Below are 22,533 nucleotides of genomic sequence, written 5' to 3' on the forward strand. Positions count from 1 at the left end.
CATGAAAAAATGGTTATTGGCATTAGTCGCAGTACCTGCATTGTTAGTAGGGTGCGGAGACAAGAAAGAGTCAGCAGATTTGAAAGAGCCAGAAATGCCTCAAATTCCAGAGGTTGAAATTTTAACACCGAAAGAAGTAGCAATTAATGAAACGATTGAACTTGCTGCGCAGGTTGAACAAGGTGGGGAAAACGTGGATGATGCAGTTGTACAATTTGAGGTATGGGAATCTGGTAAACGCGATGAAAGCCAAATGATGGACGGTAAATTAGAGAAAGATGGCGTTTATAAAGCAACGACTACATTTGACCACGATGGTGTTTATTATATGTTTGCTCATACAACTTCTGCTAATGGAATTCATAATATGCCGAAGCAACAAATTACAGCTGGGAAACCTGATATGACGAAGGTTTTACCAGAGGATGAAAAGGAAAGTAATAGCATGGATCATAACATGATGAATCAAGATAATGATACATCAGATGGCGCTGAGCATAGTGAACACGAAAAAAATGAAGAAAATCATCACTAAATGCTTGCATTATTTTTCAAATAGGAATATGATAATGACCAGATGACCGAAATGGTTTTCTGGTCATTGTCGTTTTCGGTGTACAAAACAAGTACATAACTTTAACAAAGAAAGGATGTTACTAATGGATCGTAGGCAGGAAATTCTTGAAGCAGCTGCAAAATCTTTTACATTGTTCGGTTACAAGGCGACAACGATGGAGCAAGTGGCGAAAATTGCTAATGTTGGTAAAGGAACGATTTACACATTCTTTGCAAATAAAGAAATTTTATTTCAAGAGATAGCCATGTCACTAGTACGAGACATGAAGGCTGAGGCGGATGCAGTGTTGGATGCATCAGCAGGCTTTATGGAAAATGCACACAATGCTTTAATGAGAATGCTACAGTTCCGTGAAAAACATCTTTTATTTGCGAAGTTATTAGAAGAGGAAAAAGAATTGCGAACGCCGGCAGTCAAACAAGTTTTAATTCGCATTGAGACTGAAATTTTATCGTATGTTGCTGAGTTAATTCAAAGACGTATTGATAAAGGTGAAATCAGAGACTGTGATGCAGAATTAGTAAGCTATCTGTTGCTAAAGGCGTATCTAGCATTTATTGTTGATTGGCATGAGCTACATGGCGACATTATTCCAGAAGAAAAGATACTGAATCTTTTCAAGGAAACAATCTTCCGTGGGTTAATTTTAACTTGATTCGGTTGGGGTAATAGGGAAATTAAAATACTGAATCAAGTGAAAGCCTAGGAGCAAATTTATCCCATAAGAGGGTTTAGATTTTTTTTTGAATAAAAATGACCAACTGACGTTTTTGGTCAAACAGTTTAGGAGTGAAGAAAACTTATGATTAAAGCTGAGTGGCTGAAAATCTTTAAAACAAGAAAAATGCTTGTTTCAATAATCGCTGTATTATTTATCCCGGTTATGTATGCAGGTATGTTTTTATGGGCGTTCTGGGATCCATATAAAAGCCTACCTGATTTACCAGTAGCTGTTGTCAATGAAGATAAAGGTGCCGAAATGGCAGGAGTTAAATTAGATGTAGGGAAAGACTTAGTCGATAATCTCGTCAAAAGTGAGCAGTTTAAATTTATTGAAGTAACCAAAGAAGAAGCTAAAAAAGGCTTAAATGGTCGAGATTACTATATGATTTTAGAAATTCCAGCAAATTTCTCTGAGCATGCCACTACGTTATTAGATGACAAACCTTCTAAATTAGTTATGAACTATATTCCAAATGAAGGATTAAACTTCCTAAGTGCACAAATTGGCGATTCAGCAATGGAAATGATACGTGCGGAAGTAAATACACAAATTTCAACTACTTATGCAGAAAATTTATTTGATACAATTACAACAATGGGAGATGGCTTTACGGAGGCTGCTGATGGCTCTAGTAAGCTAGATGAAGGTGCCAAATCTTTAGCCAATGGTGCGAAAGATTTAAAAGGTTATCTTGAGCAATTAGCATCAAGTACAGTTGAATTGTCAAATGGTACAGATAAAATTACTAAAGGTGCTGGAGAGGCTGCAAAAGGCGCTAATGATTTATCTTCTGGCTTAGTAAAATTAGAAGACGGAACTGGACAGTTGCAAAAAGGTGCACAGCAAGCAGCAACTGGAGCAACAACCCTTGAGCAAGGTTTATCGCAATATACTCAAGGTGTAGCGAAGGTGCAAGCAGGTTTATCTACAATTAATGAAAAACAACAACAAATTAGTTCAGGTGCAGCTTCAATTGCTGACAATGCAGGCGCATTAAATGGTGCAGCAAACCAATTAACTGCTGGTTCTGCAAAAGTAGAAGAAGGTATCACTGCTTTATCCAATCAATTACAAGGCATGATGGCTTCACTACCTGAAGAGGAAGCTGCAGCATTAAAGCAAACTTTAGCAGAGCTACAAGCAGGAAGTGCCAGCGTGCATAATGGCTTAAATTCTTTATCTGCTGGTACAGAAAAATTACAAGCAGGTGCTAGTCAAGTAAGTTCTGGTGCAACTCAAATTGCAGCAGGTCAAGGAGAAGTGTTAGCAGGTGCTAATGCATTAACAGCAAAAAGCGGTGCATTAGTCGAAGGAGCAAAAGGTCTCCAAGCTGGTAATGCAACGCTTGCACAAAAATTAGGTGAATTAAATGCTGGTGTGAATACAGCCGTAACAGGTTCTAAAGCATTAGCTTCAGGTTTAAATGAACTAGCAAGTGGTTCAACAGCATTGAATCAAGGTACTTCAACACTTGCATCAAAATCAGGTGAGTTAGCACAAGGTTCTGCAGAGCTTGCAGATGGTTCATCTGAACTTGCAAATGGTACATCAACTTTATCTAGCGAATTAGGTGAAGCAGGTGAAAAAGCAGGCGAAGTTCATGTAAATAAAGACACATATGAGATGGTAGGTAAACCAGTTGAGATTGAAAAAGAATCTGTTAACCATGTACCTAACTATGGAACAGGTTTCTCACCATACTTTATTTCTCTTGGTTTATTTGTTGGTGCATTAATGATCTCTATCGTTTTCCCACTTGTAGAACCAGCAATTCGTCCAAAAAATGGTGCAGCTTGGTTTACAAGTAAAGTCTCAGTTTTAGCAACAGTCGGCTTAATTCAAAGTATAGGAACAGTAGTTATAGTAAAATGGGGTTTAGGCCTTGAAGTATACAGTTTAGGACACTTTTTCCTAACAGCATTATTAACAAGCTATGTTTTCTTAGCTTTAATCCAAATGTTAGTGTCCATTTTCGGTGATCCAGGACGCTTCATGGCGATTGTTATATTAATTTTACAACTTACAACAAGTGCGGGTACATTCCCACTTGAGTTAATTCCAGAACCATTACAAGTATTTAATACACTATTGCCAATGACATATACTGTTCAAGCATTTAAAACATGTATCTCTACTGGTGATATGTCATTCTTAATGCAAAACTACGGAATTCTATTAGGTTTCCTAGTAGTATTCTTAGCTATTACATTCGGTTATTTCATGTTACTACATGCAAAACGTTACTCAAAAGTAGCCGAAGAAAACTAAAAATAACACTTTTGACACCCACCCAATGTATGGTGGGTGTCTCTTTTTGGTTGGACAAGTGCTTTAAATAAGGTGTCAGGGAAAACTGCTCGGGTAGCATGGGAACTGCTCAGCTCCAAGGAAGAACTTCATAGGTGAAAAAAATTATATAAAAAACAACAGCTGATATGAGCGTATCAGCTGTTGTTTTTTGTAAGTGTAAGAGATTTAATTAAGGGTTCATCAAAAAATGATGAGTGGTGTCATGATTAGTACGTGTGGGGCACGTATATGACAATTACAGAATAGGCAAATGCTTATAGGTGGTTACATTTTTCACAAGTGTTGCTGTAGCATTCGCTTTGTTCTTCAATTTTTTCACCGCATTCTGTGCATTGTTTTGCAGGTAGGTTCTTGAAAAATTCAACTACGTTTTCTAACATTGTGGACTCCTCCTTTAAGTTCATCTGTACTATTACTGTTCTGATATTTTCTAGTGTATTATAACAGATGCTTTTCGTCAACACTAAATGCCTAATTTGCGTTAAAATAAATATGGATATTTTGTGAAGGAGGAGATGTAATTATGATATTCGTTGATAATAAAGGGATTCATGATCCACGCATTAATCTTGCCATTGAGGAGTATTTATTGAAAACGATGGATGTTGAGAAGGAGCCAGTGCTGCTTTTTTACATAAATCAACCTTCAATCATCATTGGCAAAAATCAAAATACAATCGAAGAGATTAATACAGATTATGTGGAGGATAATGGAATAATTGTTGTGCGACGTCTTTCAGGTGGAGGCGCAGTGTATCATGATTTAGGGAACCTGAACTACAGTTTTATCACTACAGATGATGGCGAAAGTTTTATGAATTATAGAAAGTTCACACAGCCGGTTGTAGATGCACTTGCAAAAATAGGTGTTCACGCTGAACTTTCAGGTCGCAACGACATTTTAGCGGAAGGACGTAAAGTTTCAGGCAACGCACAATTTTCTACAAAGGGCCGTATGTATAGCCACGGTACTTTAATGTTTGATACAGAAATTGATGCTGTTGTATCTGCTTTAAAGGTGAAGAAAGATAAAATTGAATCAAAGGGCATTAAATCGATTCGTTCGCGAGTAGCTAATATTTCTGAGTTTTTAAAGGATCAGATGACGGTTGAAGAATTCCGTCTAGAAATTTTAAAATCGATTTTCGGTGGCGAAGAAAATATTCGCTACTATGAGCTAACGGAAGAAGATTGGACAAATATACACAAGCTATCTGCTGAGCGTTATCAAACATGGGAGTGGAACTATGGCAAATCACCACGCTTCAATATTCAAAAAACACATCGTTTCCCAACTGGAGGTATTGATATTCGCTTAGAAGTGAATCATGGAATTATCGAAGAAGCACATATTTTTGGTGATTTCTTTGGTGTTGGCGACATGGCAGATGTTGAACAACGTTTAGTTGGGACAAACTATGATCGAACTGCAATCGCTGAAGCATTAGCGGATATTGATATTCCAACATATTTTGGTGGAATTATGACAGAAGAGTTTCTACAATTAGTATATTAAGAAAAGCTTGTGCAGAAGTTGGTAAATGTCCTTATTGATTTGTTAAAACGTATTGCCATGAATATAAGTTGATTGGAGTGGAGACTGGACGCCCACCAGGAAAGCACTCAGTTGAAACGGAAATCAACCCCATGTTTTGGTATGAGCCATGCAAGTGATTTTCCAATATATTTTGGTCCATCATCGGAAATTAGGGATGACATTTTGTTAAAACATAGGCCATGCAAATTAGTTGATTGAAGTGGAGGTTGGCGACTCCTTGGGGATTAGCAATAGAGGAACGAAGGCTAAAACCATCACGTCCTGTGATAACGCCTTCGTGACCAACATCGGTGCTGCTGCCGCTACGTTAGCACTACGCTTTCGCGCAAAAAACATCGTGCTGGCCCGAGACCCTGCAGCGAAGCGGATGTTTCCTGTGCGAAAGCGAAGCGTCAGCAACAACAAAAGCGGCTCATCGGACGCCCCCAGGAAAGCGCCAACAGGAACGGAAATCAACCTCATGTTTTGGTATGAGCCATGCAAGTGATTTTCCAATATATTTTGGTCCATCATCGGAAATTAGGGATGACATTTTGTTAAAACATAGGCCATGCAAATTAGTTGATTGAAGTGGAGGTTGGCGACTCCTTGGGGATTAGCAATAGAGGAACGAAGGCTAAAACCATCACGTCCTGTGATAACGCCTTCGTGACCAACATCGGTGCTGCTGCCGCTACGTTAGCACTACGCTTTCGCGCAAAAAACATCGTGCTGGCCCGAGACCCTGCAGCGAAGCGGATGTTTCCTGTGCGAAAGCGAAGCGTCAGCAACAACAAAAGCGGCTCATCGGACGCCCCCAGGAAAGCGCCAACAGGAACGGAAATCAACCTCACGTTTTGATGATAAGCCGTACAAATGATTTCTATAAGTCGTTACGTGTTAACTTTTGCTACAAAAAGGTTCGTTGACAATTATGTCGTCGGACCTTTTTTTGATACAATATAAATAGAAAGGAGTTTTTGTATGGAGAAGCATCGAATATTTATTGTCGAAGATGATGTAAAGATTGCGTCATTGCTCGCAGAAACGCTTAGAAAATATCAATACGAAGTTGAAACGATTAAAGAATTTGACCACCTCATTGAAGAATTTACAGCATTTAATCCACATATGGTGTTGCTTGATATAAATTTACCTTCGTATGATGGCTACTATTGGTGTCGCCAACTACGTCAAGATACAACTTGTCCTATTATTTTTATTTCAGCTCGTTCTGGGGAAATGGATCAAATATTCGCGCTTGAAAATGGGGGCGATGATTTCATTACGAAGCCATTTAATTATGAGATTGTACTAGCTAAAATCCGTAGTCATTTGCGTCGTACATATGGTGAATATGCAGTAAGGCAAGAGGAACGAACAATTAAACAAGGACAGCTTGTTCTTCATTTAGAAAGAATGGAGCTTCATAAAAATGATTTAGAAATTCCTCTTCAGAAAAAAGAATGTATCATTTTAGAACTGTTAATGGGCAATGCACCAAAAGTAGTGACGCGTGAGCAACTATTAGAAGAACTTTGGGACGATCAGGCATTTGTTGATGAAAATACATTGAACGTCAATATGACACGAGTACGTAAAAAGCTAGCGGATTATCATATTGCGTCATCTATCGAAACGGTACGCGGGGCAGGATATCGTTTTATATTAAGTGCAGGTGAGTTATAGTGGGCTGGAAATTATTTTTGCGTGATTACGCATCGTTCATCGTATTCCAGTTCTTTTTAGTCGGCTTCATCATGGTCTTATATTGGCTGGATGGCTTTCGAAATGTCGATACGGCTATTTATTCCTTCTGTATTAGTTTAGTGTTGTTAGCCTCATTTTTACTGATCCGCTATTTAATGCGCCAACGTTATTTATTAAAAATATCGCAACTTCCTAAAACCATGGAGGATGTGTTACAAAAAAACGCTAAATCACCTGAGGCGGTACAGGTAGAGAAATATATGCATGAACTATATCGACTGTACCAGCATGAGCTCCAATCGTTATATGCTGGCCACAAACGACATGATCAGTTTATTAATCAATGGGTACATCAGATGAAAACACCAATCTCTGTTATTGAACTGTTATTACAAGATGAGCGTCCTCTCGATAAAAAGAATGTGCAGGAGGAAATTGATCGCCTGCGCAGAGGCTTGGATATGGTGCTTGTAAATGCTCGGTTAGAAAATTTTGAAGAGGATATGCAAGTAGAACAGGTTGCTTTAAAGACGATTGTAACTGCAACTGTTAATGAAAATAAACGTTTATTTATTACAAAGCGAGTTTTCCCAGAAATTCATATTGAGGATGACATAATCGTAGCGAGTGATTCAAAATGGCTTCGTTTTATTATCGGGCAATTCGTAACCAATGCAGTTAAATATACATTTGAAGCAAATAAAAAAATAGCGATTTCGGCCATTAAAAAGGATGACTACGTACAGTTAGCCATTTGTGATGAAGGTATTGGTATTCCAACTTCCGATCTTTCTCGTGTCACTAAAGCCTTTTTTACTGGTGAGAATGGACGTAAAACCGGGGAATCTACAGGGATGGGCTTATATTTAGCTAAAGAAATCTGTGAAAAACTCGGTCATGAATTAATCATTACATCAGAGGTAGGGAAAGGAACAATTGTTACAGTGACATTTACGAATTAGGGGGAGCAGAGATGAAAGAAGTACACTTTGATAAGTGGGTTTTAAATGTCAAAACTGAAAAAACAGAGGCATTATACGAATCGCATAACGATGTTTGTCTATGTTTATCCTGCAAAAATTTCCGAAAAGCTAGCCTTTTGCTTAATGAAGAAGTCATGAATTTTTCAGATAAGCTAGGGCTAGACTTACATAAACCAACTTTACTTAATGCTTTTCCTGTAGAAGGTGAACAAGTGATGTATAGTGGGCATTATACGATTTATGGAGAAATTATCGAAGGTGAAATTGATGCCTGGGATGTAATTGTTGGGGATCATTGCTTAAGTCTAGTGGAGGAGGATGGCAATGAGTCCGCTATATCATTAACAGAGCCACATTTTCAAATTGGCTTTGAGGTAGTGTTGCAATGGCTTTTACCAGAATCTATGGAATTAATGAAGAAATAAGGTGAATAAAGTATGCCTATTTTACAAATAAAAGACGTGACGAAGGTATATGAAGGTAAAGTAACTCATCGTGCGCTAAATCAGCTAAGCTTTGATGTAGAGGAAGGTGAGTTTTTAGCAGTCATGGGTCCATCGGGAAGTGGAAAAACAACATTATTAAATATCATTTCTACGATTGATGAACCAACTAGTGGAGAAATTATTGTAGATGGCATGAATCCTCATATGCTGAATGCAACAGAGCTTGCCTACTTTAGAAGAAGACAACTTGGTTTCGTTTTTCAGGATTTTAATCTTTTGCATATGCTGACCGTGGAAGAGAATATTGTGCTGCCATTAACATTAGATCAACAGCCATTAGAAGTAATAGAGGAGCGTCTTGCAAGCATTGTGGAAAAGCTTGATTTAAACTCTTTCTTGCATAAACGTCCAAATGAAATATCAGGTGGACAGGCACAGAGAACAGCTATTGGTCGAGCACTTATTCATAACCCAAGTCTCATTTTAGCAGATGAGCCGACCGGCAATTTGGATTCCAATTCTTCGCGTGATGTACTTGAACTTTTAACAAAAGTCAATCAAGATAAACAAACGACAATCGTCATGGTAACACACGATCCAATTGCAGCTAGCTACTGTGATCGCGTGTTATTTATTAAAGATGGGGAATTTTTCAATGAAATTTACAAAGATGATCGTCGTCAAATGTTTTTCCAGCGAATATTAAATGTTTTGAGCTTACTAGGAGGAGGACAAGTAGGTGACCTTTCGACAATTCGCTTACCGTAATGTCGTACGGAACAGCCGCATATATGGTGCCTTTTTCATGGCTAGCTTTTTTTCTGTGGCTGTGTTTTTTATCTATTCAATGCTCATGTTTCATCCGGATATTGAACGAGGAATTTTAGGAGAGGTATCGTTAATTGGGATGGTCGGTGCAGAAGTTGTGCTCGTCCTTTTTACATTATTCTTTTTATATTATTCGATGAGTGCCTTTTTAGAGGCTAGATCCCATGAGTTTGCTATTTTATTACATCTAGGAATGGAAAGACGCCAGATGAATAAGCTTGTCTTTTTGGAGACAATGATTATTGGTTCGGCCTCTATTATTGTTGGAATAATATTTGGTTTCTCATTCTCCAAATTCTTTTTCATGATTGTCCGAGAAATTTTACATTTAGATAAGTTGCCTTTGTATGTATCGTGGCAGCCATTTTTACTAACAATAGGTGTCTTTACAAGTGCTTTTGTAGTGATTTCCTTTATCAGTGTGTATTTTACACGTGAAAGAAAATTACGCGACCTTATTAAGGAAAGTGCTTATTTAAATAGTGATTCAACCTATTCGAAAAAACGTGCAGTATATGGTATTGCTCTTATTTTATCAGCCTATGTGCTAGCATTTGTCGTGTCGAATACATCATTAATTGGTTTATCATTATTAATCCCGCTTTCAGCAGCCTTTGGAACATATTATTTTTTTAGTGATACAGTACCTTGTTTTATAGATAAAGCTCGAGGCAAACGCGAATACCATTGGCAACGCTATCGTCTCCTTTCGTTAGCAGAGCAAACACATATTATGAAGGATAATGTGAAAATGTTTTTTGTTGTAACGATGGTGTCTACAATGGCATTTTTATCTGTCGGTGTTTTAGCAACGATGTCTTCTTATACGACACAGTATGATCGCTTAAATCCTCTAGGGCTTGTCTATAAGGGAGATGTCGACAATCCGTATGAACGAAATCATATCAACTCTTTACGAATTCAATTAGAGGAGAAAGGTCTGTCCTACCATTTATCTCGCTTTGTTGTTGTAAAGCAAACGTCTTCTTTTACTAATAATGAGGTTGAAGTCTTTAGAGAATCAGATATGAATGTATTGCTGTCGTCCTTTAGTTATCCATTACTTGACTTGTCTTCAGGACAGGCAGTGTTTATACCCTATTCAGAAGAATCCTTGAAAAAATTAAAAAATAAAGTTGTGCATACGGTGTTAGAAGAAAACGCTATCCCGTTAACTATTGATAGTGTATATCCTAAAATAGTATTCCCAGGCTCTATTGTTAGCGTCAATTCAATCGTGATAAGTGACGAGGATTTTGCAAGGCTTATTAAGCCGATTGCCGATCAAGATGTTTTGCAGCCAACCTATCACTTATTTACATTCTATATTCCTCAGTGGATAGAATCGAAAGATATCGGCCAGGACATAGACGAGTTAACAGCATCTCAATATATTGAAAAGAAGGGTAAATTTAGCCCGTATTACTTTGAAAATGCAGGATTAAATTATTCTTATATACTAGCTACCTATTCATTATTTACATTAGTAGGTGTCTTAGTAGCAAGTGTATTTTTATTAGCAGCAGGTAGCTTTGTTTACTTTAAATTGCATGCCTCTCTTGAAAGAGAAAAGCGTAAATTCGATGTCTTAAAGCGAATGGGCTTAACAGATACAGAGCTCAAAAAGCTTGTGAATCGCCATTTATTCCCACAGTTTTTCTTGCCGTGGGGTGTTGCAATGATGCATAGTGCCTTTGCTTTTATTATGGTTCAAGGCATCTTAAAGGATATTGCTAATATTTCGATTGTAAAAGAAGTTTTCTTTGCTTTTGGTTTTTTTGTTTTAATACAAGTAATCTATTTTTATTTGATTCGTTGGCGATACATCTCGCATATTCGTTCATGACAAAAATGCGTGAAAGAGAAAAAAATGAGTTATTTGACGTAATTTTTGACATGAAATAAAAAGTTTCATTGTCTTTTAGATATATTTCTTATATAATATTACTGAATAACGATTCATTTTATACGATAAGGGGATGGTGTAATTGAATTTAGTTTCATGTGTTCGTCAACAAGCAGTAGAGCAGCCGGATAAAATTGCGTATCATTTTATGGGGAAAGATACGACATACGGTGAGTTTGAACACTCAGTTGGTCGCTTTGCTAAGGGGTTACAACAATTAGGGGTTGAAAAAGGGGACCATGTGGCGTTTTTACTCGGCAATACACCACATTATTTAATTGCGTTATATGCAACAATGCGTATAGGGGCAACCGCAATCCCGATTAATCCAATTTATACACCGGATGAAATTTCATATATTTTGCATAATGGTGATGTAAAAGCTGTTATTGCTCTTGATGCACTTCTTCCGTTAGTAGAAATGGGTGTACAAGCTTTCCCACAAGTAAAAACATTTGTTGTTTGTGAAACAACAGCAGATGTTGCTGAAAAAGTAGCTACTTTATCTGAAGAGGCACAGGCAAAAACGCATTTGTTTTCACAAGTTATAGCCAGTGCATCGGGCTCTTGCCAACCAATAGATGTAGCTGACGACGATAATGCAATTATTTTATATACTTCAGGTACAACAGGTACTCCAAAGGGCGCAATGCTGACTCATGAAAATGTCTATTCTAATGCTCGAGATGTGGCGCATTATTTAGGCTATAGAGCAAATGATCGTATTATTGCTACATTACCAGTTTTCCATGTATTTGCGTTAACTGTTGTCGTGAATGCACCTTTATTGAGTGGAGCAACAGTTTTACTTGTACCACGTTTTAGTCCAGCTGAAGTCTTTAATTTAACAAAGGAACAAAAAGCAACAGTCTTTGCAGGTGTACCAACTATGTATAATTTCTTGTATCAATTACCAGAATGCAACCCTGAAGATTTCTCAACAATACGCCTAGCGATCTCAGGTGGCGCGTCTTTACCTGTAGCACTATTACATAATTTCGAGAAGAAATTTAATGTGCGTGTTTCGGAAGGCTATGGCTTATCAGAAGCTTCACCGGTGACGTGCTTTAACCCGTTGGATCGTGATCGTAAAGCAGGTTCTATTGGGACAAACATTTCCAATGTTGAAAATAAGGTAGTGGATGCGAATGGTCAAGAAGTGCCTGTTGGCGAAGTAGGGGAACTAATTGTTCGAGGACCTAATGTTATGAAGGGCTATTATAAATTGCCTGAAGAAACAGCGATAGCTATACGTGATGGCTGGTTATATACAGGGGATTTAGCTAAAGTTGACGAAGAAGGATACTTCTACATCGTTGACCGTAAGAAAGATATGATTATTGTAGGCGGATTTAATGTATATCCAAGAGAGGTTGAAGAAGTACTCTTTGCTCATAATAATATTGTAGAAGCGGCAGTTGTAGGCTTCCCAGATCCTAATTTAGGAGAGGCAGTTCATGCATATGTTGTCTTGAAAGATGCAGATGCAACTTCAACAGACGACCTTTTTGCATACTGTGCAAAACATATGGTGAAATACAAGGTTCCTAAAGTAATTGAAATTATGGATGAATTACCGAAAAATACGACAGGAAAAATTTTGCGTCGTTCATTAAAAGATAATAAAGTAGGGGCTAGGACATAACTGCTCAAAACCTGAAAAAGCGCGAGAAATCAATTTTAGAAACGTTGATTTCTCGCGCTTTTCTGTGGAGAGCGTCGAGTAGCCTGCCACTCCAATCAGCGATAACGTAAAGATTTTATAAATTTTATGTATCACAAAAGTGAACGCCGTGGCTGCTCACCTAATCGAATGGAAAGACTTATAACAGTGACGCGATTGTAAATCTGTTGAAAGCGCCCAGCCGGAACGGAAATCAACCCCTTGTTTTGCCAAAGACATATTTTATTAATAGGACATCTTAATTTCATTGACATCATAGTTTTTCAACAACTTGAGCTATTAAAAATGGTTGCTCTTATTTATTGCAAAATTGATCTATTTGAAAAGGTATGGTCTCTAAATTAAATAAGTTGAGTGTAGAAGTCTGTAAGTGATAAAATCAAACTTGTGAAAACTACATACTTTTTAAAGGCTTGTCATATAGTGAGGGAGAAACATCACAGACTGTAAACAAAAATGGAACCCTTAGGTGTTTAGCTACGTCAAAGCTTTTAGAAAATTTAATTGAAAGAGAGTATACAGAAAAATGATAGAACTCATCAAGGAATTAATTAGTTTTATTATGCATATCGATGTGCATTTAGAGGAAATCATTCGTGATTTTGGTAATTGGAGTTATCTTATTTTATTTGCAATTGTTTTTGTTGAAACAGGTGTCGTAATTTTCCCGTTCCTACCAGGTGATTCATTGCTTTTTGCAAGTGGTACGTTTGCAGCAGCAATGGGTTCATTTGATATGTGGATCCTAATTCCAGTATTTTTAGCAGCAGCAATTTTGGGAGATACGATGAACTATCATATTGGTCATAAAGTAGGAACATCCATTCCACCAAAGAGCTTCCTTGGTAGAGTCGTTAAAAAAGAACGTATGGAGGCTGCAGAAAAATTCTTTAATACACATGGTGGAAAAACAATTGTTATCGCGCGTTTTATGCCATTCATCCGCACATTCATACCGTTTATTGCCGGAGCAAGTAAAATGAAGTATAGCTACTTCATAATGTATAACGTTGTAGGTGCAGTGTTATGGGTATTTAGCTGTACATTCCTAGGTTATTTCTTTGGTAATATTCCGATTATTAAAGAAAACTTCTCAACGGTTCTTATATTAATTATCTTTATTTCAGTTGTGCCAGCAGTTATTGGTGCTATTAAATCAAAAGCAAGTGGAAAATAACAAAAGGACAGTCCAAATGTGATAAAAAATCACTTAGGACTGTTCTTATTTTTTTACTATCTTATATATTGTACGAGACCTTGAGAATCTTCAAGAACCGTGCTACGTGGTATGTCGATAATTAAGACATTTGAATAGGAATAGTCCATTGCGTAAGGTTCTTGCTCTACCTCGCGATTAAAATCTAAAATACTTAATGTAGGTTTTATACGATCATAATTTACTTGTTGTTCAGATATAGATTCAATAAAGAGCTCATTATGTGCCATGTATACATTAGGTAAAGGTACTTTGTCAGAAAGGTCAATACCGTCTAATATGATGGGCAATTGATAATATGTAACAATTGCTTTTCCCGAATCAATATTGTCTTTATAACGCATTCGAATGATATAGTTTGAACCACTGTCATCTCCATTTACAATAACAGGTAATGTATCTCCTTCATATTTCAGTTCCCATGTTTTCTTTTTGTAGTCCTCTGTTAAATAAGAAGAATCGTTTTCTAAATCGTACTTTTGTATTTGCTCTAATTTTTTCTCAAGTTGTTTCATTTCAGAAGGAGAGAGTACTTGTATTTTTGATTCTGCAAAAAAGCTAATATAAAGAAAGGCAGTGAGTCCAAGTACTAAATAACCGGTAATACCAATCATAATACGCTTAGGTGTCCAAATTTTAATTTTTTTACTTAATTTACTTAGTAGTAGAAAAATAGCAGCTACCAATAGAAGTGGCATAAAAAATAAGAAAAATGTCGCCTTCATTTGCGAGACACCTCCGATTTATCAGCAATCCAAATAGTGAGACAAAAGCATAGTACAGACACAAATAAATAAATTACACTAATTATAAGATCTGGTAACATCATTAACGAGTTAAGGTTAATAGACACTAATGAAATGAAAATTAATAGCAATACTATAATTGGTACTTTAATAAGTGTCGGTCCCTTGAAGCTAGTGCCCAATAGTAAGCCGATTGCGCCAAATAAACAGATGCTACTGAAACATAATAGTAATATTGATGGTGAAATGAATAGATTTTCTATTATAAAAGATTGCTTTTCCACTAATAAAATCTCTAATACTTTTAAATAGAAAGTCGAAATCATAATGACAACTGCAATAAAACTGTAAATAATCATGACAAATATATTTGCAATAGCGCTAGATGTCCGACTTGAAATAACGGATAAATCATCAATACGATACGCTTTTGTTGTAAAGAGTATCGCTACAATAAATGCCCAAAATGCTGAAACGATCAGAAACATATCGAGTGAATAAATGGAGAACTGTACAGATAAATTTCCTCGCCCATAACCAGAAGTACTCCCAGAGCTAGATAGTAAAATTCCAAAAATGATTTGTAAAATAACTAAGGAACTAAGGGCAGAAATATATAGTTTTGCTTTCCATTTCACCTGTTTTTTCACAATCGTTTTAAGTGAAATATTAGTCAAAGATTGCATCAATATCACTTCCTTCTTTACTTGTTAAATACTTGCAGACTTCACTTGCGGTAAGGTGGGATAGAGTGATGCCTTTTGATCGAAGTAGGTCCTCTGAGACGAATAGCTTACTAGTATCTACTATTGCTGAAGTCATTCCTGCCACTATCGTTTGAGCATAAACTTCTGTCTCAGAAAGAAAATCCGCAAGAGCATCACTTGGTCCGCTAAGTGATATGAGCTGTTCTTTAAATTCATCTAATGGAGCATGGGCAATTATCGAGCCCTTATCTATTAATAAAATTTCTTCTAAAATGGATTCCATCTCTTGTAAATGGTGACTAGTAATTAAAATTGTCCGTGGAAAGGCTAAGTATTCCTTTAAAATCGCTCTGTAAAAATCTGTACGAATGGCTTCGTCCATGCCATTCATCGGTTCGTCTAAAATAGTTAGTGCACAGCGACTTACTAATCCATAAACAAGGTTAAAGGTTGCCAATTGTCCCTTAGATAGTTGCTGATGCTTTGCTGTAAGATCTAGACCTGCATAATCGAGCATGCGATAAGCTAATTCACTTTGCCAATTAGGATAAAAATCAGCCCCGAACTTTAGAATATCTTCTAGCGATAAGTAATCAGAGAAACTTAATCGATCATTGATAAAAATCATATTAGCGGCTGTTTGAATGTTATTAAATGGATTTTCATTAAATACTTTGCATGAACCACTAGTGGGCTTTATATAGCCCGCAATAATATTAAGTATTGTCGACTTACCAGCACCATTGCGACCAATAATACCAATAATTTTTTCTGCATCAATTGCACAGGTTACATGCTGTAGTGCATTACGACGTCCAAAGCTTTTAGATAAATCCTCACATTGAATAATATTCATTTCAATCCCTCCTGTGTTTTTCGAATAAGCACTAGCAGTTCTTCGTCAGATACAAGTAAACGTTTTGCCTCTAATACGAGCTCTTGTGCCATTTTCGTCAAAATTTCGTTTCTACGTTTCGTTAAAATTCGTTCCTTTGCATCCGTAGCGACAAACATACCTAGCCCCCGTTTCTTATATAGAAGTTGCTCGTCAAGTAAAATTGTCAGTCCTTTACCAGCCGTAGCAGGATTTATATTGAACAACTCAGCTAGCTGATATTGTGAATAGACCTTCTCGTCAGCTTGTAGTCGATCGGCTATGATTTCATGCTGTAGCCATTCGGCAATTTGAATATAAATCGGAGTTGTACTATCTAGATGAACATGCATCGAAAAACCTCCCTTCATAAGTGGCGCAGTACATTAGTGTTGTAATGTACTATAAAATACATTTTGGTAAATGTCTATATAAAATGATATATTCTGACAAAATTTCTTGAGGAAGTATTTAAGAAGGATTGAGCGCAGTTGAAAAAGGTCGCTCTGGAAAAGGAGTAAAAAATTTATGTGACAACAGTATAGGGTGTTAGTTATTGTAAGGAGACTTTTAGACAATTCCTTGAATGATAAGCAGACAGGAATGAAAAATGTTATAATATTGATTACTAGAAAATGGAGGGCGACGAAATGGAAGTATTTATCGGAAGACAGCCTATTTTTAACCTTCATGAACAAATCGTTGCGTATGAATTATTATATCGTAGCAAAAACGTGAATACTTTTCCGAAGGTAGATCCAGATGCTGCAACAATTGACGTACTAGTAAACTCATTTCTTTCAATTGGTATTGAAGAGGTAACAAAAGGTAAGCCTAGTTTTGTTAACTTTACAGAAAACTTGCTGATGAGTCAGATAAATGAATACTTGAATCCATCACAAGTTGTTATTGAGATTTTAGAGGACGTCCCTCTTACACCTCAATTAGTAGAGAGAGTCATTGAATTGAAATCATATGGGTTTACTATTGCATTAGATGATTTTATTTTGAATGATGAAGTACAAGTTTATGATGAGTTATTTGCTTATATCGATTATATAAAAGTTGATTTTTTATTGTCACCATTACTGGAGCGAATGGAAATTGAAAATAAAGTGAAAGAAAATTTCCCTCACATAAAATTGCTCGCTGAAAAGGTCGAGACACGTAATCAATTTGAAGTTGCAAAGCATTCTGGCTATGAATTATTTCAAGGCTATTTTTTTGAGCAGCCCGAAATAATTACAGCAACCGATATACCAGCTAATACTATTCAATATTTATATATTATTACCCTATTAAAAGAAGAGGAACCGAATATCCAGTTATTAGCTGAAAATATTGAGCGTGATATTTCATTGACGTATAAATTATTGCAAATGGTTAATAATTCAGAGAAGCGCTCTAAATCCAAGGTTCGTTCGATCAAACAAGCGATTGTATTACTTGGAGTATCAAATTTACGAAAGTGGATTTATTTATTAGCGATGCGAGAAATTGATATGAATGCTGATAATGATATTTTTAAAGAAGTCATGCGTACATCGTTATTTAGAGCAAAAGTATGTGAGAAATTAGCTAAGCTTTCCTATAAGAAGAACTTTTCTGAATATTTTTTAATTGGGATGTTTTCATTGATAGATACTTTATTGCAAAGACCGATGAATGTTATTTTGCAACAGTTACCTTTTTCAGAAGCTATATCAGAAACGATTTTAGGTAATTCAACTGAAATGACACCTTATCTTGAATTTAGTATTGCGTTAGATAAATTAGATTGGTCAAGCTTAGAAGTATTAGCTCCTCAACTCAATTTTGATCTAACGAACATTGATCTTTTATACCAAGAAGCAATGGAATGGGCAGAAAAATCTTTCTAATTGGACCAAAAAATCTGTTCTTGATTAAAAAGTATAAATCTACATGGAGCTTTGAGAGGTTCAGTCCAATACTCGCGAAAAAAGCATCCTGCTGAAACAAAATTTGCAGTCAAGTACATATTTTGGTGAAGAGCCAAAAAAATAGAAATAAGCTACCAGGCGTGTTGGCTAAGAAAAAATAGGTATATTATTGAGCGATAAAAGGATTTTTATGTGGCTATTTTGCTAATATATTCTCATTTTTAACTGATTGTAGCGTAGGGCTACTCGACTCCCGCAGTGGAAATCAGAGCCTTCTAATTTAATTAGGGTGGATAAAAGTGGTTAATCAACACACCTGATAAGTTACCTTAAAATTTTAAAGGTAGCTTATTTTTTTGTTTTTTAAATAAGAGGAGTAATTATTTCATGTTTCCTTCATCAAAATGAAGTTCTCAATGTGAAAGCTATTTGCTATAATCATCTCGTCTTAAAAAATTCTGAAAGTTGAAGTGGACGTGGGGAAATGAATCATGCACAGAGTGCAAGAGATAGCATTATGGAATATGTATACGTCGTTGTTGGAGCGGCAGTCATTGCCATTGGCTTCAATGTATTTTTACTGCCAAATCAAATAGCCTCAGGCGGTGTAAGCGGGATTAGTACAATTTTACACGGTTTATTTGGCTGGAATCCTGGTTATGTACAGTATGCATTTAATATTCCATTATTTATAGCAGGTGTATTATTACTTGGAAAAAAGTTTGGGATAAAATCATTTATTGGAACTGTGACATTACCGTTAATTGTATTACTAACACATAGTTGGGAGCCTTGGACCGATAATCCTTTACTTGGTGCGTTGTTTGGGGGAATTGTTGTCGGTTTAGGAATAGGACTTGTCTTTAAAGGGAATGCTTCTACAGGTGGCACTGATTTACTAGCGCAAATTATTACAAAGTTTACCGGAATTACTCTTGGTACAAGTGTACTATTTATTGATGGAATGATCGCGATTAGTGCAGCAATTGTTTTTGACTTAGAGAAAGGTTTGTATGCACTTATTGGACTTTATGTCACTACTAAAACAATCGATATTATTCAGCTCGGCTTTAGTCAATCCAAAATGGTTTATATTATTACGACGAAACAAGATGAGATACGTGATGCTATTTATGCCGAGATTAATCGTGGCGTGACAAAGTTACCTGCAATTGGAGGGTATACAGGGGAAGCACGACCAGTACTGATGGTTGTTGTTTACCAAACAGAGTTCACAAAGCTGAAACAACTCATTAAAAGCGTTGACCCATCAGCGTTTGTCATTGTTTCCGATGCTTATGAGGTATTAGGCAAAGGTTTCAAACGTGCATAAATTTGGTATAATGTCGAGGAAAGATATTTTTTAACTAATGAGGAGGGGTACTAATGAAAAAGGCAATGTTAACATTAGTGTTCGGATCAGCAATCTTCCTAGCTGCTTGTGGTGGCGGAGATAAAACTGCAACTAAAGATGAAGGGAAAACTGCCGCTCCAGACGGTGAAACAATTGCTATGAAATCTTGTATTTCTTGCCACGGTGGCGAACTACAAGGTCAAGGTAATGCACCTGCACTTAAAGATGTAGGCTCTCGTTTATCAGAAACAGAAATTTTAGATGTTATTGAAAATGGTAAAAATGGTATGCCTCCAAATGTTGTTAAAGGTGAGGATGCAGAAGCAGTTGCCAAATGGTTAGCTTCTCAAAAATAAAACATAAAAAACTAGCGGATTTGGAGAACCGCTAGTTTTTTATGTTTTGTGGTGTAATTTTCAGCTAACAGACAAGAGAGTAAATACATTTCTTTTATTCCTAGACATGCTAAAATAAAGTGATACTGCAATCAGTGAAGCTGATTGCTAGTTGAACCAATCGGGCTAGTTAATCGCCAGATGAATGGGGGCTACTAATATTGGTCGTAGTATTAACAAGAGACGTAATGGAGAAATTTAAGTTAGAGCTATTAGCTGGTGAGGAAGGAATAGGAAGAACGATTGTCACGAGTGATATTTCAAGACCAGGACTTGAAATGGCCGGGTATTTTACACATTATCCTGCGAATCGAGTACAATTGCTTGGGAAAACAGAACTTTCATTTTTTGAAATGTTACCTGCAGATGTGAAATTGGAGCGTATGCGTTTACTGTGTTCGCAGGATACGCCAGCTATAATTATTTCTCGTGATTTAGAGATACCTGAGGAGCTTTTACAGGCTTCTAATGAAAAGCACGTCCCTGTATTTAAAACACATATGACAACAACGAAGTTTTCAAGTAGGCTGACTAACTATTTAGAAGGTTGTTTAGCACCAATGACTGCTGCTCATGGCGTTTTAGTCGATGTCTATGGCATTGGTGTACTGATAATCGGGAAAAGTGGTGTAGGGAAAAGTGAAACAGCACTTGAACTTGTAAAGAAAGGGCACCGATTAGTAGCTGATGATTGCGTGGAAATTCGTCAGGAATCAGAGAATTTCTTAATCGGAAGTCCACCACCTCTTTTAGAACACTTACTTGAAATTAGAGGTATTGGCATAATTGATATTATGACGCTGTTTGGAGCAAGCGCGGTGCGACCGTACAAACGAATTACGTTAATCATCGAACTAGAAATTTGGGATCCAGAAAAGGTATATGATCGTTTAGGTCTAGAGGAAGAGAAAATGAAAATCATTGATACGGAATTAACGAAGTTAACAATTCCTGTAAGACCTGGGCGCAATGTATCTGTTATTATTGAAGTAGCTGCCATGAATTACCGTTTGAAAAAGATGGGTGTTAATGCAGCGGAGGAGTTTTCTAGACGTTTAGATGAGGTTATTACTTCAACAGATGAATTAGATGATTAATGGTTTATTAATAAGATACAATGACCTAGTAATAGAAGAATGTTGAGAGGAGCATAAGATGGACTTATTACTATTACAAATTGATCCGATTGCTTTCAATTTAGGACCTATCCCTGTTCATTGGTATGGGTTGCTAATCGTATCGGGTATTATTTTAGCTTATTTTGTAGGACAAAGAGAAGCTATGAAGCGGGGATTACCGGAGGAGTTTTTGGCGGATTTATTACTATGGGCTGTTCCTATATCCATAGTTTGCGCACGCATTTACTATGTAACGATGCGTTGGGATTATTATGGTCAGAACCCAGAGAAAATTATTGAGATTTGGAATGGTGGTATTGCGATCCACGGAGCTCTTATTGGGGCATTTATAACAGCTTACATATTCACTCGTAAAAGAAATATAAGCTTTTTAAAAGTAGCGGATATTGCGGCACCAAGTATTTTGATTGGCCAAATAATTGGTCGATGGGGAAATTTTATGAACCAAGAGGCTTATGGTGGTCCGGTGTCACGTGAATTTTTAGAAAATCTGAGGCTGCCTGATTGGATTATTAATCAAATGTATGTTGAAGAATTAGGAACATATGTACATCCTACGTTCTTATATGAATCCGTATGGAATTTCATTGGGCTAATCATTTTACTAGTATTACGCAAAGTAAATTTAAATCGTGGGGAAATATTCTTTGGCTATATCATTTGGTATTCATTCGGTCGATTCTATATAGAAGGCATGCGTACAGATAGTCTATATTTAGTAGGAGATTTACGCTCAGCTCAGGTTGTTTCAATAATTGGTATTGTAGTGGGTCTTGTGGCGATTATTTACCGACGTATAACAGTAAAACCTGCAGTGAAGTATTTAGATGATTAATAAGGGGTGCAAGGACAATGGCTGTAAAGGCATTACTATTTGACTTTGATGGTACATTACTCAATACAAATGATTTAATCATTCAAACATTTATGCATGTTTTAAACGAGCGATTTCCCGGGCAATATTCGCCAAAAGATTGCCTAAAATTCCTTGGGCCGTCCTTGAAACAGACAATGAGTGACATTGCTCCTGGTGAAGAGGATGCAATGATTGCTAAATATCGCGAATATAATGAAATACATCACGATGAGCTTGTCACTCAATATCCTGATGTTGTATCAACTTTAGAGCAATTAAAGGCTATGGGTATCAAGTTAGCGATTGTGTCTACAAAGCGTAATGGGATGATTGACCGTGGACTTAAGGTGCTCAGTGCAAATCATTTATTTGATGTCCGTATTGGTACGGATGATGTGAAAAATGTAAAGCCTGATCCAGAACCAGTTTTGCTTGCCCTTGAACGCCTTGGTGTAAATAAGGAAGAAGCCATTATGATTGGTGACAATTCTCATGATATTGAGGCAGGACACAATGCTGGAATTAGAGCGGCTGGTGTCGCATGGGCTTTTAAAGGTGAGGAATACTTACAGCAGTTCAAGCCGGAATATATGTTGCATCATATGACGGATTTATTTGAAATTGTGAAAGAGGGTTAGTA

22 protein-coding genes are annotated in these 22,533 nt (G+C 36.7%); 17 read left to right on the plus strand and 5 right to left on the minus strand.

Annotated elements, in window-relative coordinates:
• Position 1 precedes the first annotated feature (1 nt).
• From ACB089_RS03480 to ACB089_RS03490, 3 genes are all read left to right on the plus strand, one after another.
• On the plus strand, positions 2 to 535 hold the full coding sequence (locus ACB089_RS03480) for a FixH family protein (protein ID WP_374965315.1): 534 nt from the start codon (positions 2 to 4) through the stop codon (positions 533 to 535).
• Between the two features lie 124 nt (positions 536 to 659).
• Positions 660 to 1,232 (plus strand): TetR/AcrR family transcriptional regulator, encoded by a 573-nt coding sequence (locus ACB089_RS03485; RefSeq protein WP_374965316.1) that lies wholly within the window; start codon positions 660 to 662, stop codon positions 1,230 to 1,232.
• Positions 1,233 to 1,379: 147 nt separating this feature from the next.
• Positions 1,380 to 3,569: a YhgE/Pip family protein gene (locus tag ACB089_RS03490; protein WP_374965317.1), complete on the plus strand. Its 2,190-nt coding sequence runs from the start codon at positions 1,380 to 1,382 to the stop codon at positions 3,567 to 3,569.
• 296 nt (positions 3,570 to 3,865) lie between these two features.
• Here the strand turns inward: ACB089_RS03490 and yhfH are convergent, their stop codons facing one another.
• Complete coding sequence (gene yhfH, locus ACB089_RS03495; RefSeq protein ID WP_012292204.1) at positions 3,866 to 3,991, minus strand: protein YhfH; 126 nt, start codon at positions 3,989 to 3,991, stop codon at positions 3,866 to 3,868.
• 143 nt (positions 3,992 to 4,134) lie between these two features.
• Between yhfH and ACB089_RS03500 the strand changes: the two genes are divergently transcribed.
• The 8 genes from ACB089_RS03500 to ACB089_RS03535 all read left to right on the plus strand — a co-directional run bounded on the left by ACB089_RS03500 (position 4,135) and on the right by ACB089_RS03535 (position 13,882).
• Positions 4,135 to 5,127, plus strand: a complete 993-nt coding sequence (locus tag ACB089_RS03500; RefSeq protein ID WP_374965318.1) for a lipoate--protein ligase — start codon at positions 4,135 to 4,137, stop codon at positions 5,125 to 5,127.
• 1,005 nt (positions 5,128 to 6,132) lie between these two features.
• Positions 6,133 to 6,837: a response regulator transcription factor gene (locus ACB089_RS03505; protein WP_374965319.1), complete on the plus strand. Its 705-nt coding sequence runs from the start codon at positions 6,133 to 6,135 to the stop codon at positions 6,835 to 6,837.
• The gene (locus ACB089_RS03510) at positions 6,837 to 7,820 is read left to right on the plus strand and encodes a sensor histidine kinase (protein WP_374965320.1); all 984 of its coding nucleotides are present in this window, start codon (positions 6,837 to 6,839) and stop codon (positions 7,818 to 7,820) included. Before ACB089_RS03505 ends, ACB089_RS03510 begins: the two co-directional genes overlap by 1 nt.
• An 11-nt stretch (positions 7,821 to 7,831) precedes the next feature.
• Positions 7,832 to 8,266 (plus strand): hypothetical protein, encoded by a 435-nt coding sequence (locus tag ACB089_RS03515; protein ID WP_374965321.1) that lies wholly within the window; start codon positions 7,832 to 7,834, stop codon positions 8,264 to 8,266.
• Between the two features lie 12 nt (positions 8,267 to 8,278).
• Positions 8,279 to 9,055 carry an ABC transporter ATP-binding protein gene (locus ACB089_RS03520; protein ID WP_068985996.1) on the plus strand — a complete coding sequence of 259 codons (777 nt, stop codon included), beginning with the start codon at positions 8,279 to 8,281 and terminating at the stop codon, positions 9,053 to 9,055.
• Positions 9,027 to 10,961, plus strand: a complete 1,935-nt coding sequence (locus tag ACB089_RS03525) for an FtsX-like permease family protein (protein WP_374965322.1) — start codon at positions 9,027 to 9,029, stop codon at positions 10,959 to 10,961. The genes ACB089_RS03520 and ACB089_RS03525 overlap by 29 nt, the downstream gene beginning before the upstream one ends.
• A 142-nt stretch (positions 10,962 to 11,103) precedes the next feature.
• Positions 11,104 to 12,666, plus strand: coding sequence for a fatty acid--CoA ligase family protein (locus ACB089_RS03530; protein ID WP_374965323.1), 1,563 nt, complete (start codon positions 11,104 to 11,106; stop codon positions 12,664 to 12,666).
• A 568-nt stretch (positions 12,667 to 13,234) separates the two neighbouring features.
• On the plus strand, positions 13,235 to 13,882 hold the full coding sequence (locus ACB089_RS03535) for a VTT domain-containing protein (protein WP_374967658.1): 648 nt from the start codon (positions 13,235 to 13,237) through the stop codon (positions 13,880 to 13,882).
• 56 nt (positions 13,883 to 13,938) lie between these two features.
• Here ACB089_RS03535 and ACB089_RS03540 read toward each other — a convergent pair whose 3' ends face one another.
• From ACB089_RS03540 to ACB089_RS03555, 4 genes are read right to left on the minus strand one after another with little or no spacing between them, the layout of a single operon-like run.
• Positions 13,939 to 14,646, minus strand: a complete 708-nt coding sequence (locus ACB089_RS03540; protein ID WP_374965324.1) for a hypothetical protein — start codon at positions 14,644 to 14,646, stop codon at positions 13,939 to 13,941.
• Positions 14,643 to 15,353 carry a hypothetical protein gene (locus tag ACB089_RS03545; protein WP_374965325.1) on the minus strand — a complete coding sequence of 237 codons (711 nt, stop codon included), beginning with the start codon at positions 15,351 to 15,353 and terminating at the stop codon, positions 14,643 to 14,645. The genes ACB089_RS03540 and ACB089_RS03545 overlap by 4 nt, the downstream gene beginning before the upstream one ends.
• Positions 15,337 to 16,230, minus strand: coding sequence for an ATP-binding cassette domain-containing protein (locus tag ACB089_RS03550; protein WP_374965326.1), 894 nt, complete (start codon positions 16,228 to 16,230; stop codon positions 15,337 to 15,339). Before ACB089_RS03550 ends, ACB089_RS03545 begins: the two co-directional genes overlap by 17 nt.
• Positions 16,227 to 16,601 carry a GntR family transcriptional regulator gene (locus ACB089_RS03555; protein ID WP_368637105.1) on the minus strand — a complete coding sequence of 125 codons (375 nt, stop codon included), beginning with the start codon at positions 16,599 to 16,601 and terminating at the stop codon, positions 16,227 to 16,229. The genes ACB089_RS03550 and ACB089_RS03555 overlap by 4 nt, the downstream gene beginning before the upstream one ends.
• Positions 16,602 to 16,898: 297 nt before the next feature.
• Here ACB089_RS03555 and ACB089_RS03560 point away from each other — a divergent pair, with 297 nt between their 5' ends.
• From ACB089_RS03560 to ppaX, 6 genes are all read left to right on the plus strand, one after another.
• Positions 16,899 to 18,128 carry an EAL and HDOD domain-containing protein gene (locus tag ACB089_RS03560; protein WP_374965327.1) on the plus strand — a complete coding sequence of 410 codons (1,230 nt, stop codon included), beginning with the start codon at positions 16,899 to 16,901 and terminating at the stop codon, positions 18,126 to 18,128.
• A gap of 538 nt (positions 18,129 to 18,666) precedes the next feature.
• Positions 18,667 to 19,482 carry a YitT family protein gene (locus ACB089_RS03565; protein WP_374965328.1) on the plus strand — a complete coding sequence of 272 codons (816 nt, stop codon included), beginning with the start codon at positions 18,667 to 18,669 and terminating at the stop codon, positions 19,480 to 19,482.
• Between the two features lie 53 nt (positions 19,483 to 19,535).
• Complete coding sequence (gene cccB / locus ACB089_RS03570; protein ID WP_374965329.1) at positions 19,536 to 19,859, plus strand: cytochrome c551; 324 nt, start codon at positions 19,536 to 19,538, stop codon at positions 19,857 to 19,859.
• A gap of 200 nt (positions 19,860 to 20,059) precedes the next feature.
• Positions 20,060 to 20,995 carry an HPr(Ser) kinase/phosphatase gene (hprK, locus tag ACB089_RS03575; protein WP_068985985.1) on the plus strand — a complete coding sequence of 312 codons (936 nt, stop codon included), beginning with the start codon at positions 20,060 to 20,062 and terminating at the stop codon, positions 20,993 to 20,995.
• A gap of 58 nt (positions 20,996 to 21,053) precedes the next feature.
• Positions 21,054 to 21,872, plus strand: coding sequence for a prolipoprotein diacylglyceryl transferase (lgt, locus tag ACB089_RS03580; RefSeq protein ID WP_068985984.1), 819 nt, complete (start codon positions 21,054 to 21,056; stop codon positions 21,870 to 21,872).
• A 17-nt stretch (positions 21,873 to 21,889) separates the two neighbouring features.
• Positions 21,890 to 22,531, plus strand: a complete 642-nt coding sequence (gene ppaX, locus ACB089_RS03585; RefSeq protein WP_374965330.1) for a pyrophosphatase PpaX — start codon at positions 21,890 to 21,892, stop codon at positions 22,529 to 22,531.
• Positions 22,532 to 22,533: the final 2 nt, after the last annotated feature.

This window comes from Lysinibacillus sp. RS10 (assembly GCF_041956855.1).
GTDB lineage: Bacteria > Bacillota > Bacilli > Bacillales_A > Planococcaceae > Lysinibacillus > Lysinibacillus xylanilyticus_A.

Bases quoted from the DNA above. Each gene is read 5' to 3' on its own strand.
- ACB089_RS03550 (WP_374965326.1), bottom strand. From the start codon at position 16,230: ATGAATATTATTCAATGTGAGGATTTATCTAAAAGCTTTGGACGTCGT.
- ACB089_RS03560 (WP_374965327.1), top strand. From the start codon at position 16,899: ATGGAAGTATTTATCGGAAGACAGCCTATTTTTAACCTTCATGAACAA.
- ACB089_RS03505 (WP_374965319.1), top strand. From the start codon at position 6,133: ATGGAGAAGCATCGAATATTTATTGTCGAAGATGATGTAAAGATTGCG.
- ACB089_RS03485 (WP_374965316.1), top strand. From the start codon at position 660: ATGGATCGTAGGCAGGAAATTCTTGAAGCAGCTGCAAAATCTTTTACA.
- ACB089_RS03490 (WP_374965317.1), top strand. From the start codon at position 1,380: ATGATTAAAGCTGAGTGGCTGAAAATCTTTAAAACAAGAAAAATGCTT.
- cccB (WP_374965329.1), top strand. From the start codon at position 19,536: ATGAAAAAGGCAATGTTAACATTAGTGTTCGGATCAGCAATCTTCCTA.
- yhfH (WP_012292204.1), bottom strand. From the start codon at position 3,991: ATGTTAGAAAACGTAGTTGAATTTTTCAAGAACCTACCTGCAAAACAA.
- ppaX (WP_374965330.1), top strand. From the start codon at position 21,890: ATGGCTGTAAAGGCATTACTATTTGACTTTGATGGTACATTACTCAAT.
- ACB089_RS03545 (WP_374965325.1), bottom strand. From the start codon at position 15,353: ATGCAATCTTTGACTAATATTTCACTTAAAACGATTGTGAAAAAACAG.
- ACB089_RS03520 (WP_068985996.1), top strand. From the start codon at position 8,279: ATGCCTATTTTACAAATAAAAGACGTGACGAAGGTATATGAAGGTAAA.
- ACB089_RS03500 (WP_374965318.1), top strand. From the start codon at position 4,135: ATGATATTCGTTGATAATAAAGGGATTCATGATCCACGCATTAATCTT.
- ACB089_RS03515 (WP_374965321.1), top strand. From the start codon at position 7,832: ATGAAAGAAGTACACTTTGATAAGTGGGTTTTAAATGTCAAAACTGAA.
- ACB089_RS03555 (WP_368637105.1), bottom strand. From the start codon at position 16,601: ATGCATGTTCATCTAGATAGTACAACTCCGATTTATATTCAAATTGCC.
- ACB089_RS03480 (WP_374965315.1), top strand. From the start codon at position 2: ATGAAAAAATGGTTATTGGCATTAGTCGCAGTACCTGCATTGTTAGTA.
- lgt (WP_068985984.1), top strand. From the start codon at position 21,054: ATGGACTTATTACTATTACAAATTGATCCGATTGCTTTCAATTTAGGA.
- ACB089_RS03565 (WP_374965328.1), top strand. From the start codon at position 18,667: ATGGAATATGTATACGTCGTTGTTGGAGCGGCAGTCATTGCCATTGGC.
- ACB089_RS03540 (WP_374965324.1), bottom strand. From the start codon at position 14,646: ATGAAGGCGACATTTTTCTTATTTTTTATGCCACTTCTATTGGTAGCT.